A 12,384-nucleotide genomic window follows, 5' to 3' on the forward strand; every position below is an offset into this window, starting at 1 on the left:
GGGTCAGGGGGCGAGGATCACCGAGCGGGTGAGGTGGCGGGGCCGGTCGGGGTCGAGGCCCCGGCGGTCGGCGACGGCCACCGCGAGGCGCTGGGCGCGGACGAGTTCGGCGAGCGGGTCGAGCGAGCCGTCGACCCACAATCCGCCGGTGGTACGCACCTGTTCGGCCAGTCCGTCCGGCGCCTGGCCGAACATCCAGGTCGCCGTCCCGCGCGTGGTGATGCTGATGGGGCCGTGCCGGTACTCCATCGCCGGGTAGGCCTCGGTCCAGGACAGCGAGGCCTCGCGCATCTTCAGCCCGGCCTCGCTCGCCAGGCCGACGGTCCAGCCGCGCCCCAGGAAGGTGAACTGGGTGCAGTCGACGAGTTCTTCGGGCAGGGGGGTGGACAGCGCGGCGCGGGCGTCGGCGACGACCGTGTCGGTGTGCAGGCCGAGGTGGGCGCGGAGCAGGGTGAGCGCGCTGGTGGCGAACCGGGTCTGCACGACGGACCGTTCGTCCGCGAAGTCCAGTACGACGACATCGTCGGCGGCCGTCGTCACGGGGGTGTCCGGGTCCGCGGTGATCGCGGTGGTGCGGGTGCGTCCCTTCAACTGCCCCAGCAGATCCAGCACTTCGGTGGTGGTGCCGGAGCGGGTGAGGGCGAGGACACGGTCGTACGGGCGCCCGTACGGGAACTCGGACGCGGCGAAGGCGTCGGTCTCGCCCTGGCCCGCCCCTTCCCGCAGGGCCGCGGCGGCCTGCGCCATGAAGTACGAGGTGCCGCAGCCGACGATCGCGACCCGCTCCCCCTCTCCCGGCAGCGCCCTACCGCTGTGGGGCGCCTGTTCGGCCGCCCGTATCCAGCACTCCGGCTGGCTGCTGAGCTCGTCCTCGACATGGGTCATGCCGTGCCCCTCCCCTGGGTGATTTTTCTTGCAAGATATAGCCAGCTTTCAAGCACAATCAAGCATTCGAGGCGAGACGGGGTTGCGCTAGGGTCGCGGAAGATCGAGGAATGGAGGCTCCGGATGTCGCGCGACGCCCGCTGGAAGGCGCTGCTGGAACTGCTCGTGGAACGCGGCCGCCTGGACGTCGAGGAGGCGGCGGCGCAACTGTCGGTGTCCGCCGCGACCATCCGCCGGGACTTCGACCAGCTCGCCGAGCAGCAGATGCTGGTGCGCACCCGGGGCGGGGCGGTCGTGCACGGGGTGTCGTACGAACTGCCGCTGCGCTACAAAACGGCCCGGCACGCCTCCGAGAAGCAGCGCATCGCCAAGGCGGTTGCGGAACTGGTGGCGCCGGGCGAGGTGGTGGGCCTGACCGGCGGTACGACCACGACCGAGGTGGCCCGCGCGCTGGCCGTGCGCGCGGACCTCACCTCGGGCTCACCGGCGCTGACCATCGTCACCAATGCGCTCAACATCGCCAACGAGCTGGCCGTACGGCCCCAGTTCAAGATCGTGGTGACGGGCGGGGTCGCGCGCCCGCAGTCGTACGAGCTGATCGGGCCGCTGGCGGACGGTGTGCTCGGCCAGATCACGCTCGACGTGGCGGTGCTCGGGGTGGTGGCCTTCGACGTCACGCACGGCGCGGCGGCTCACGACGAGGCGGAAGCCGCGATCAACCGGCTGCTGTGTGAACAAGCCGAACGAGTGATCGTCGCGGCCGACTCGAGCAAGCTCGGCCGGCGGGCGTTCGCCCGGATCTGCGCGGCCGAGATGGTGGACACACTCGTCACGGACACGGCGGTGGAGCGGGACACCGTGCGCCGGTTCGAGGAGGCGGGGATGCGGGTCGTCGCCGTGTGACGCCCCCGGCGCGCCGCGTCAGATGCCGCCGGGATCGGCCCGGACGAACCCCGCGCCCCGCTGGTCGTTGCAGCCGGCCTCGAACCGGCCGACGGGGTCCGGCCAGACCTGCTGGGCCTGGAGCGCAACGCTGACCAGGGTCATCAGCAGATCGACGTCGCTCGTGGCGTCGAGGCGTATGGTCACCCACTGCGAACCCGGGACGACCCGGATCGCCCCCGAACCCATGAGGTCCTTGGCGAAACGCCGGATGGCACGGTCCGTCAGATGCAGGTCGACGTCCCTGTCCGAATGGAAGTGGGCGATCTCACCCCGGTCCGAGCTGAGCGCCTGCCCCAGGCCGCAGCTCGGTACGGCCTGTCTCAGGTCCGGCCAGGTCGCCAGTTGCGTGAGGGCACGCGAGGCCAACGTCATGGGCCCATCATGGCCCGCTCACTCTTCCGCAACCAGCACGTGAGCAAGCATTAACCGACCCGTATCCATGGTCTGTCCGAAGACACACCACCAAAGAATCGTCCCCATGTCCTCCCGGACCAGGCACTTCCGCATGTTCTGCCCACCCCGACGAGGCGAGCGAGTGGCCGGAAGATGTCTGAAGTCACCGCCGGGCGGCAGGTGTTCGATGCCGACGACGGTCCGGCGGCCGCGCGCGAACAACCGGATGACAACTCCGTACGACTCGGACACTCACCACGCCCGGCCGTCAGCCCGCGCGCCAAGGCAGGCGGGCCACGACCAGGTTCGGGTCCCGCATGGTGAAGTACGCCGCGCTGGGCACGTAGACGCTGCGGTCGCGCACGGCCACCGAGGTCGGGTCGGCCAGGCCGTCCTTTCGCGCGAGGACGATCGTGCGGGTGCCGTCCGGTCGCACCAGGGCGACCTGGCCGGTGGCGGTCAGGGCCGCGAGGACGGTGTGCCCGCGGCCGGTGAAGGCGAAGTCGTCGATCCCGTGCAGCCCGGTCACCCTGGTCTCGATCGCGTCCGCGGAGTCGTCCGGCCGTACCGGGATGCGCAGCAGCGTCCCCCGGTCGCTGTTGGACACCCATACGGCATGGCCGTGGACCTTGATGCCGTTGGCGCCGAAGCCGCCCGAGGGGGCGCGGGACGGGGCGAGCGCGGGGGCCTTGGCCCATTTCATGGCGGTCCCGCCCGTCTGCGGGACGCGCCAGACGATGCCCAGCACCGAGTCGGCGGCGTAGAGCACGCCGCGGTGCTCGTCGAGGGCGAGCCCGTTGGGCAGTCCGTCGGCCGGGAGCTTCGCGATCTGTTTGGGTGCGCCGCCGTCGCGAGTGATGCACCAGATGCCGGTCTTGCGGGTCCCGGTCGCGTAGGTGACGTACAGCGTGCCGTCGTGGGCCCGGGCGATGCCGAGGACTACGCCGCTGTGGACGATGGGCGTCTTCGGGTTCCTGACCTCGGGCAGCGTCGCGAGGATCCGGGTGCGGCCGCGCGGGGTGACGTTGGCGACCTGCCGGGAGAACGCGAAGGCCAGATCGGCGGAGCCGTCGCGTTCGAGCGCGATGTTCTCCGGTGTCTGCCCGGCGGCGAAGTCGAAGCGGGCGACGACACGCGCGTCCGAGCGCTCCGGCTCACCGCCCGACGCGGTGGCCGACGCGAGCACGCTGACGGTGACGGCTGCCACGGCGGCGCCGGCCAGGCGTGGAAGACGGGGCATGGGAACCTCTCTTCGAACAGGACATGAGCACCGCCACACGGGCCCGGACCACGATGAGGGTGCACAGGTGAGCGGCGTCGGCAGCCGGGGCCGGAGGGTCGCCCGCGCGGGCCATGCCATGGGGCTGCTTGCCGCACACATGGAGGACGGAGCGCGCGTCCGGCCGTGCCCTTGTCCGGCCCTCGGCACCCCTCTAGGCTGACTTTGTGCCGCTAATAAACAAAACCCGATCGCACAATGTCGTGCCGGGCAGCGACCTCACCCGTCTCCGTGTCGCCCTCACCGTGTTCTTCGCGCTGGACGGCTTCGTCTTCGCCGGCTGGGTCGTCCGCATCCCGGCCATCAAGGAGCAGACCCACGCCTCGGCCACCGGGCTCGGCTTCGCGCTGCTCGGCGTCTCGGCCGGCGCGGTGATCACGATGATGCTCACGGGGCGGCTGTGCCGCCGCTACGGAAACCACCCGGTGACCGTCGCGTGCGCCGTTCTGCTCTCCCTCAGCGTCGCGCTGCCACCGCTCACCCACTCGGCGCCCGCGCTCGGCGCCGTGCTGCTGATGTTCGGGGCGGCCTACGGCAGCATCAACGTCGCCTTCAACAGCGCGGCCGTCGACCTGGTGACCGCACTGAAACGACCGGTCATGCCCAGCTTCCACGCCGCGTTCAGCCTGGGCGGCATGACCGGGGCGGGCCTCGGCGGGCTGGTGGCGGGGTCCCTCTCCCCCACCCGCCATCTGTTCGGCCTCACCCTGGTCGGCCTGCTGGTCACCGCCGTCGCGGGACGCACTCTGCTGCGCGAGCAGGCCCCGGTTCCGCCGGACCGGCCCCGGCCCCGGCCCCCGAGCAGCAACCCGCCCCCGCCCCAGGGCGACACCCCGCGCCGCGCGGATCGCCGTACGCGCGGGCTCGTCGCCGTCTTCGGCCTGATCGCGCTGTGCACGGCGTACGGCGAAGGCGCCATGGCCGACTGGGGCGCGCTCCACCTCGAACAGGACCTCGACGCCTCACCCGGCCTCGCGGCCGTCGGGTACTCGTGCTTCGCGCTGGCCATGACCGTGGGGCGGCTGACCGGCACCGCGCTGCTCGAACGTCTGGGCCGCACCCGGACCGTCGTCGTCGGAGGCGGCACCGCCGCGGCCGGCATGCTGCTCGGCTCGCTCGCCCCGTCCGTGTGGGCGGCGCTGATCGGGTTCGCCGTCACCGGACTCGGCCTCGCCAATCTCTTCCCGGTCGCCGTGGAACGGGCCGGTGCCCTGGCCGGCCCCTCCGGCGTCGCCGTCGCCTCCACCCTGGGCTACGGCGGCATGCTCCTCGGGCCGCCCGCGATCGGCTTCATGGCCGACTGGTTCTCCCTGCCGACCGCGCTCACCAGCGTCGCGGCACTGGCGGCGGTGGCGGCCCTGATCGGCGTCATCACTCGCCGCGCGGCATCGGGCTGACCCCACGTCAGACCCGCGGACACATCTCGCCCAGCAAAAGGTGCGGAGCCTCGGTGCATGCCCCAGCGTGATCATCATGGCTCAGGCTCAGACCCAGTCGACCGAGAGTCCCGGCTCCGCACCGCCTGCGGCCAAGCTGACGACCGCGGCCAAGCCGACGCCTGCGGCCAAGCTGACGCGGCCCACGCTGACCGCGATGGTCGTCGGTTCCATGGTGGGCGCCGGTGTCTTCTCGCTGCCCCGGCGCTTCGCCGAACAGACCGGTGTCGCCGGTGCCCTGACCGCCTGGGGGGTCGCGGGTGCCGGCATGCTGATGCTGGCGCTCGTCCTCCGGACCCTCGCGCTGCGGCGGCCGGACCTCGACGCGGGCGTGTACGCCTATGCCAAGGCGGGGTTCGGCGAGTACCTGGGCTTCTTCTCGGCGTTCGGGTACTGGGCGAGCGTCTGCGTCGGCAATGTGGCGTACTGGGTGCTGATCATGTCGACGGTGGGCACGGTGTGGCCCGCGCTGGGCGAGGGCGACACGGTCGTGGCCACCGCCCTGTCCACGGTCGGCCTGTGGGGGTTCTTCCTGCTGATCCGGCGAGGCGTCAGGGAGGCCGCGTCGATCAACAGGATCGTCACGGTGGCTAAGGTCGTCCCCGTCCTGCTCTTCGTCGTCCTGGCCCTCTGCTACCTCGACACGGACGTCTTCGCCGCCAACTTCCACGGCGCCGCCCACACCGGTTCGCTGTTCGACCAGGTCCGCGGCACCCTGCCGGCGACCGTGTTCGTGTTCCTCGGGGTGGAGGGCGCCAGTACCTACTCCCGGCACGCCAAGCGGCGCGAGGACGTCGGCCGCGCGACCCTGCTCGGGTTCCTGAGCGTCCTGTGCGTCTTCGCCTCGGTGACGATCGTGTCGTACGGGATCATGCCCATGAGCGAGATCGCCCAGCTGCGCCGGCCCTCCATGGCGGGTGTCCTGGAGCACGCGGTCGGCACCTGGGGCGGGGTCTTCGTCGGCGTCGGGCTGATCATCTCGGTCCTCGGGGCGTACCTCGCCTGGACGCTGATGGCCGCCGAGGTGCTGTTCGTCGCCGCCCAGGACGGCGACATGCCGCGCTTCCTGCGCCGGGCGACTGCGGACGACGTGCCCGTACGCGCGCTGCTGTTGACGACCCTGCTGTCCCAGGCCGTGCTGGTCGTCACGCTGTTCTCGAAGGACGCCCTCACCTTCACGCTCCGTCTGACGAGCGCGCTGTCCCTGGTCCCGTATCTGCTGGCGGCGGCCTTCGCGGCGAAGATCGCGGGGCAGCGAAGGACCCGGGGGCGCGGCACCGGGGAGCTGGTGGTCGCCTCCCTCGCCACGGTCTGCACGGCCTTCCTCCTCTTCGCGGCGGGCCCGAAGTCCCTGCTGGTGTCCTTCATCGTCTACGCCCCCGCGACCGTCCTGTTCGTGATGACCCGCCGGGAACAGGGCCGCCGGCTCTTCTCGGAGCGCGAACGCGTCGTCCTCGCCGTCTCGGTCGCCGGAGCGGGCCTCGGGATCCTCGCCCTGACGCTCGGTTGGATCAGCCTCTGACCTCCCGGGTACAGGCCGCGTATCACCGAGGCCCCTGGATCCGGTCGTTCCATACGGCACACTCACCTGCATGGAGACTGCCGACTTCCTTCAGACCCTGGACCGGGAGGGCCGGTTGCTGGCCGCGGCCGCCGAGGTGGCGGGGACCGATGCCAAGGTGCCCACCTGCCCGGAGTGGCAGGTGCGCGACCTGTTGCGGCACACCGGCGCGGTGCATCGCTGGGCCGCCGGGATCGTCGCCGACGGGCGCACCGCGCCGCGCCCCTTCGGTGACCTCCCGGACCTCGACGGCGCCGAGTTGGTGGCCTGGTACCGGGACAGCCATGCCCGCCTGGTCGACACCCTGGCCGCGGCGCCGTCCGACCTGGAGTGCTGGACCTTCCACCCCGCGCCCTCCCCCTCGCCGCTGGCGTTCTGGACCAGGCGGCAGGCCCACGAGACGACCGTGCACCGCTATGACGCGGAGTCCGCGCGGGCCGGGGTTCCCTCCCCGGTCGCGCGGGACTTCGCGGTGGACGGCATCGACGAGTTGCTGCGCGGCTTCCACGCCCGCACGAGGAGCCGGGTGCGCACGGACGAGCCGCGTGTGCTGCGGGTGCGCGCCTCGGACTGCGGGGACGTGTGGACCGTACGGCTCTCCGCGGAGCCGCCCATGACCACGCGGGACGAGTCCGGCGTGGCGGAGGCCGAACTGTCCGGCCCGGCCGACCAGTTGTACCTCGCCCTGTGGAACCGGGCGCCGATGCCCGAGGTGACCGGTGACGCCGCGCTCGCCACGCTGTGGCGGGAGCGGTCCGGCATCTGACGGGCGGCCGGTCAGCCCGCCAGCATCCGGGTCAGTACCGCGCGCTGCACCGGCAGCACCTCGCCGTGCAGCGCGCGCCCCTTCGGTGTGAGCGCCACCCGCACGCCCCGCCGGTCCTCCGCGCACATGGCCCGGTCGACCAGGCCGTCCTTCTCCAGACGGGCGATCAGCCGGGACAGGGCGCTCTGGCTGAGATGCACCCGCTCCGAGATCTCCTGGACGCGATAGGCGCAGCCGCCGTCCGCCGCACGGCCCTCGGCGAGCAGGTCGAGGACCTCGAAGTCGCTGGCGCACAGGCCGTGTCCGTGCAGGGCGCGGTCGAGCTCGCACTGGGTGCGGGCGTGCAGCGCCAGGATGCCCCGCCACTGGTCCACGAGCGCCTGCTCGGCATTCTTCGCCGCCATGGCCGCACCGTAGCAGAGAAATGAATTCCTTGCATCGGAATTAAATGCGCTTGCATTCGATGCACATGCATGTAGTGTCGTCGCCATGACCTCTCCGCTCACCACCCCCGCGGCCCCGTCGTCGGCGGTTCGCTGGACTCCCCGGCTGTGGGGCACACTGCTGGTGCTCTGCGCCGCGATGTTCCTCGACGCGCTCGATGTGTCGATGGTCGGCGTCGCCCTGCCGTCCATCGGCTCCGACCTCCACCTCTCCACGTCGACGCTGCAATGGATCGTCAGCGGCTACATCCTTGGATACGGCGGGCTGCTCCTCCTCGGCGGCCGCACCGCCGACCTGCTCGGCCGGCGTCAGGTGTTCCTCGTGGCCCTCGGCGTCTTCGCGCTCGCCTCACTGCTCGGCGGCCTCGTCGACTCGGGTCCGCTGCTGATCGCCAGCCGTTTCATCAAGGGCCTGAGCGCGGCGTTCACGGCTCCCGCGGGCCTCTCGATCATCACCACGACCTTCCCCGAGGGTCCGCTGCGCAACCGCGCCCTGTCCATCTACACCACCTGCGCGGCCACCGGTTTCTCCATGGGTCTGGTGCTCTCCGGCCTGCTGACCGAGGCCAGTTGGCGGCTCACCATGCTGCTGCCTGCGCCCATCGCGCTGCTCGCCCTGCTCGCCGGGCTCAGGCTGCTGCCGCGCACCATGCGCGAACGCGACCACGACGGCTACGACATCCCGGGCGCCGTCATCGGCACCGCGTCGATGCTGCTGCTCGTCTTCACCGTCGTCCAGGCACCCGAGGCAGGCTGGGCATCCGCCCGCACCCTGCTGTCGTTCCTCGCGGTGGCCGCCTTGCTGACCGTCTTCGTCCTGGTCGAGCGGCGCGCGGTGAGCCCGCTGATCCGGCTCGGCGTGCTGCGCTCCGGCAGCCAAGTACGGGCCCAGCTCGGCGCAGTGGCCTTCTTCGGGTCGTACGTCGGATTCCAGTTCCTGACCACGCTGTACATGCAGTCGCTGCTCGGCTGGTCGGCGCTGCACACCGCGCTGGCCTTCCTGCCCGCGGGCGCACTGGTGGCGGTGTCCTCGACGAAGGTCGGCTCGGTCGTCGACCGGTTCGGCACACCGCGGCTGATCGCGGTGGGCTTCGCGCTGATGGTCGTCGGATACGCGCTGTTCCTTCGTATCGACCTCGACCCGGTGTACGCGGCCGTCGTCCTGCCGTCGATGCTGCTGATCGGCGCGGCCTGCGCGCTGGTCTTCCCGTCGCTCAACATCCAGGCCACCAACGGCGTCGAGGACCACGAGCAGGGCATGGTCTCCGGTCTGCTCAACACCTCGGTCCAGGTCGGCGGCGCGATCTTCCTGGCGGTGGTCACGGCCGTGGTCACCGCGGGCGCCCCCGGCCGCGCGACCCCGCAGGCCGTGCTCGACAGCTACCGGCCCGGGTTCATTGTGGTCACGGGCATCGCCGTGGCCGGGCTGCTCATCACGCTCACCGGTCTGCGCGGCCGCCGCACGCGGCCGTCGATCGTGGTCGCGAGGTCCACCGTGGAGGAGGCGCAGGCGGAACCGGTACCGGTACCGGTCCGCGACTAGGGAAACGCCTGCGCGAGTGCGCCCGGCGGGGTTTGGCTTGCCCCGCCGGCGCACACGGCTGTGAGACTGCCCGTTTGACTTCTCCCCCAGCTGGAGCAGGGGGATTCAACCCTCACGGGTTGACCTTTCTGCTTCATCGACAGCTGCCGACCCGAACCAACGGCAAGGGTTGGGGTGCCAACCATCGGTCTTACACCAACTCCACAGACCTGACATCCCGCCGGCCCGGCGGTAGGCCCAGCCAGCTTGGTTTCGCCGACCGGGCAGGCCCGACCCTGTCGCCGCGGACCGTGGGCGGGCGGTGAATCGCCCTGGCGGCGGTCGTCGGCGTCGCGCGGGTCGTGTGCGTGCTGGTCCGCTTCCGCCGCGGGCCTCAGCCCAGCCAGCCGGGCCGCACCAGCCCCGACTCGTAGGCCAGCACCACGAGTTGGGCCCGGTCGCGCGCCCCCAGCTTCACCATCGTGCGGCTCACATGGGTCTTCGCGGTGAGGGGGCTGACGACCAGGCGGCGGGCGATCTCCTCGTTGGACAGTCCGATGCCGACCAGGGCCATCACCTCCCTTTCCCGCTCGGTGAGTTGGGCCAGCGCGTCGGCGGCCGCCGGCTCCTTGGAACGGGCCGCGAACTCGGCGATCAGCCGGCGGGTCACCCCCGGCGAGAGCAGTGCGTCGCCCTCGACCACCGCCCTTACGGCGCGCACGAGTTCAGCGGGCTCGGTGTCCTTCACCAGGAAGCCCGAGGCGCCCGAGCGGAGCGCCTCGAAGACGTACTCGTCGAGTTCGAAGGTGGTGAGCATGACCACCTTCACGTCCTTCAGCTCCGGCGCACCGGTGATACGGCGGGTGGCGGCCAGGCCGTCCAGGAGCGGCATGCGGATGTCCATCAGGACGACGTCGGGGCGCAGTTCGCGCACCTCGCGCAGGGCCTCCTCGCCGTCGGCCGCCTCACCGGCCACCTCGATGTCCGGCTGCGCGTCCAGCAGCGCCTTGAAGCCCGCCCGCACCAATGACTGGTCGTCGGCGAGCAGTACACGGATCACCGGCCGTCCTCCTTGACCTTCACCTTCAACGGCAGTACGGCGAGCACCCGGAAGCCCCCGTCGGGGCGCGGGCCCGCCTCGATCGTGCCACCCAGCGCGGCGGCTCGTTCCCTCATCCCCGCCAGCCCGTTCCCGCTGCCGCCCGCGTCCTCGCCGGTCGCGGGCCCGTCATCGTCGATCCGCAGCCGCAGCACGCCGTCGTCGTCCTCGAAGCACACGCGCGCGTGCCGCGAGCCGGAATGCCGTACGACATTGGTCAGCGCCTCCTGGACGATCCGGAACGCCGCGAGGTCGGCGCCCGGCGCGAGGCGCGGCGGCTCGCCCTCGACGTCGACCGTGAGGCCCGCGCCCGCCGCCTGTTCCACCAGCTCCGGCAGCCGGTTGAGGCCGGGCGCGGGGGCGCGCGGCGCGGCGCCGGGGGCACGCAGGGTGTCCAGGACCTGGCGCACCTCCCCGAGCGCCTCCTTGCTGGCGGCCTTGATGGTGGTGAGCGCCTCGCGTGCCTGCTCCGGGTCGGTGTCGAGGAGGGCGAGGCCGACACCCGCCTGCACATTGATGACGGAGATGCTGTGGGCCAGGACGTCGTGCAGCTCGCGGGCGATCCGCAGCCGCTCCTCGTCCGCGCGCCGGCGGGCCGCCTGGGCGCGGTCGGCGCGCTCCCGGGCCCACTGCTCCCGCCGCACCCGGGCCAGTTCGGACACCGCGACCACGGCCACGACCCAGGTCGCGATGACGATCTCCTGGTTGAGGCTCGCGGCCTCGTCGCCGGGTGGCGGAAGCCAGCGGTAGAGCCAGAGCGTGATCAGGGCGTGTCCGGCCCAGAGCATCCCGACCGACGACCAGGCCGCGAGTCGGTGGCCCGTGACGACGGCACTGAAGCAGCTGACGGCGACGGTCAGGAAGATCGGTCCGTACGGGTAGCCGGCGCCCAGGTAGACCAGGGCGGTCGCGGCCGTGCCGGACGCCACGAACACGGGGTACCGCTGGCGCCAGAGCAGCAGCCCCGAGGCAACGAGCAGCAGCACGCGCGCGTAGCCGTCGAGCTGCACGCGATGGAGCTGTTCGTGCGCGGCGAAGTTCGAGCCGAACACCACGAAGACCATGAGCGGCAGGGTGGAGCGCCACGGCAGGCGCGCGCGGCCCGGAGCGGCATCACCGTCCGGGTGGTGCCACCACGGCGGCCCGTACCGCCACCACTGCGGCGGGCCATGCCCGCGCACGCGCTGCTCTCCCATGTCCGCCACGCTAGACGTCCGCGGTCCGCAAGGACGTCAGCCGGGCGAGGTGATCACACGTACTCCCCGAGGAGTACGCCCGCAGGCGTGATCAGTGGCCGCCCGCCAGCTCGTCCACCTCGGCGGCGAACAGCAGCTCGGGGTCGAATCCCATGCCGGTGAAATGACCCGCGAGCTCCAGTGAGAGGTGCCCGTGCAGACGGGTCCAGCACAGCAGCGCCCGGTGCAGGGCCGAGGGCGGGGCGGGGTGGCCGGCCGCCCACTGCCGGTGGTCCGCGAGGTGGGCGTCGAAGGTGTCGGGGCCGTGAGTGTCGGCGCCGTGGGTGTCGGCGCCCGCGGCCACGCACACGTCGAGCAGTGCGGCCATGATCTCCTGGGCGATCGCCGTGATGTCGTCCGGGGCGTGATAGCCGGGGACCGGCGTGCCGTAGACCAGGAAATACCGCTGGGGGTCCGCGAGCGCCCAGCGGCGCAGGGCGTGCGCGAGACCGCGCAGTCCGCCGCCCGAGTCGGCGGCGGCGCGGAAGGTGTCCGCGAGGCTGCGGTAGGCGTCGCGGATCAGCTCGGTGATCAGTTCGTCCCGGCCGCCGAAGTACCGGTAGAGAGCCGGGCCGCTCATGCCCAGCTCCTTGGCGATGGCGTTGAGGGAGAGCCCCGTCGCTCCCGCCGAGGCGATCTGTTCCCAGGCCCGCGCCTTGATCTCCGCACGCACCTGGCTGCGGTACCGCTCGCGAGGGCTCGCCGCGCCTGCCGTCATCGCCTCCACGCTCCTCTCCGTCCGGTTCGTTTCAACCTATCACCGCAGCGATAGCCACTAACAGACATTATCGCGAGAGCTTGACACTCACGCTATCGGCCA

12 protein-coding genes and 1 pseudogene are annotated in these 12,384 nt (G+C 71.8%); 6 read left to right on the forward strand and 7 right to left on the reverse strand.

The window, feature by feature from the left end:
- Nucleotides 1–3: 3 nt before the first annotated feature.
- Nucleotides 4–885: an SIS domain-containing protein gene (locus tag ACZ4EG_RS12230; protein WP_467790577.1), complete on the reverse strand. Its 882-nt coding sequence runs from the start codon at nucleotides 883–885 to the stop codon at nucleotides 4–6.
- A 123-nt stretch (nucleotides 886–1,008) separates the two neighbouring features.
- Here ACZ4EG_RS12230 and ACZ4EG_RS12235 point away from each other — a divergent pair, with 123 nt between their 5' ends.
- Nucleotides 1,009–1,788, forward strand: a complete 780-nt coding sequence (locus ACZ4EG_RS12235) for a DeoR/GlpR family DNA-binding transcription regulator (RefSeq protein WP_467790578.1) — start codon at nucleotides 1,009–1,011, stop codon at nucleotides 1,786–1,788.
- An 18-nt stretch (nucleotides 1,789–1,806) separates the two neighbouring features.
- Here ACZ4EG_RS12235 and ACZ4EG_RS12240 read toward each other — a convergent pair whose 3' ends face one another.
- Both ACZ4EG_RS12240 and ACZ4EG_RS12245 read right to left on the reverse strand, forming a co-directional pair.
- Nucleotides 1,807–2,202, reverse strand: a complete 396-nt coding sequence (locus ACZ4EG_RS12240) for a luciferase domain-containing protein (protein WP_467790579.1) — start codon at nucleotides 2,200–2,202, stop codon at nucleotides 1,807–1,809.
- Between the two features lie 289 nt (nucleotides 2,203–2,491).
- Entirely contained in the window at nucleotides 2,492–3,463 is a 972-nt protein-coding gene (locus ACZ4EG_RS12245; RefSeq protein ID WP_467790580.1) for an SMP-30/gluconolactonase/LRE family protein, read from the reverse strand.
- A 242-nt stretch (nucleotides 3,464–3,705) separates the two neighbouring features.
- Between ACZ4EG_RS12245 and ACZ4EG_RS12250 the strand changes: the two genes are divergently transcribed.
- The 3 genes from ACZ4EG_RS12250 to ACZ4EG_RS12260 all read left to right on the forward strand — a co-directional run bounded on the left by ACZ4EG_RS12250 (nucleotide 3,706) and on the right by ACZ4EG_RS12260 (nucleotide 7,265).
- On the forward strand, nucleotides 3,706–4,899 hold the full coding sequence (locus ACZ4EG_RS12250) for an MFS transporter (RefSeq protein WP_467790581.1): 1,194 nt from the start codon (nucleotides 3,706–3,708) through the stop codon (nucleotides 4,897–4,899).
- A gap of 76 nt (nucleotides 4,900–4,975) precedes the next feature.
- A complete protein-coding gene (locus ACZ4EG_RS12255; RefSeq protein ID WP_467790582.1) occupies nucleotides 4,976–6,460 on the forward strand; it encodes a basic amino acid/polyamine antiporter in 1,485 nt (494 codons plus the stop codon).
- A 70-nt stretch (nucleotides 6,461–6,530) separates the two neighbouring features.
- Complete coding sequence (locus ACZ4EG_RS12260; RefSeq protein WP_467790583.1) at nucleotides 6,531–7,265, forward strand: maleylpyruvate isomerase family mycothiol-dependent enzyme; 735 nt, start codon at nucleotides 6,531–6,533, stop codon at nucleotides 7,263–7,265.
- A gap of 11 nt (nucleotides 7,266–7,276) precedes the next feature.
- Here the strand turns inward: ACZ4EG_RS12260 and ACZ4EG_RS12265 are convergent, their stop codons facing one another.
- Nucleotides 7,277–7,669: a MarR family winged helix-turn-helix transcriptional regulator gene (locus ACZ4EG_RS12265; protein ID WP_467790584.1), complete on the reverse strand. Its 393-nt coding sequence runs from the start codon at nucleotides 7,667–7,669 to the stop codon at nucleotides 7,277–7,279.
- A gap of 85 nt (nucleotides 7,670–7,754) precedes the next feature.
- Between ACZ4EG_RS12265 and ACZ4EG_RS12270 the strand changes: the two genes are divergently transcribed.
- Both ACZ4EG_RS12270 and ACZ4EG_RS12275 read left to right on the forward strand, forming a co-directional pair.
- Nucleotides 7,755–9,251 carry an MFS transporter gene (locus ACZ4EG_RS12270; RefSeq protein ID WP_467790585.1) on the forward strand — a complete coding sequence of 499 codons (1,497 nt, stop codon included), beginning with the start codon at nucleotides 7,755–7,757 and terminating at the stop codon, nucleotides 9,249–9,251.
- A 314-nt stretch (nucleotides 9,252–9,565) separates the two neighbouring features.
- Nucleotides 9,566–9,664 (forward strand): annotated as a pseudogene (locus ACZ4EG_RS12275) (DUF6332 family protein); the annotation flags it as partial.
- On the opposite strand, the gene ACZ4EG_RS12280 reads toward ACZ4EG_RS12275, so the two are convergent.
- The 3 genes from ACZ4EG_RS12280 to ACZ4EG_RS12290 form a co-directional block, all read right to left on the reverse strand.
- Complete coding sequence (locus ACZ4EG_RS12280) at nucleotides 9,625–10,290, reverse strand: response regulator (protein ID WP_453550675.1); 666 nt, start codon at nucleotides 10,288–10,290, stop codon at nucleotides 9,625–9,627. The pseudogene ACZ4EG_RS12275 and the gene ACZ4EG_RS12280 overlap by 40 nt on opposite strands.
- Complete coding sequence (locus tag ACZ4EG_RS12285) at nucleotides 10,287–11,525, reverse strand: sensor histidine kinase (RefSeq protein WP_453550678.1); 1,239 nt, start codon at nucleotides 11,523–11,525, stop codon at nucleotides 10,287–10,289. Before ACZ4EG_RS12285 ends, ACZ4EG_RS12280 begins: the two co-directional genes overlap by 4 nt.
- A 91-nt stretch (nucleotides 11,526–11,616) precedes the next feature.
- Nucleotides 11,617–12,282: a TetR/AcrR family transcriptional regulator gene (locus ACZ4EG_RS12290; RefSeq protein WP_453550680.1), complete on the reverse strand. Its 666-nt coding sequence runs from the start codon at nucleotides 12,280–12,282 to the stop codon at nucleotides 11,617–11,619.
- Nucleotides 12,283–12,384 lie beyond the last annotated feature (102 nt).

Source organism: Streptomyces sp. NPDC025638, assembly GCF_055558775.1.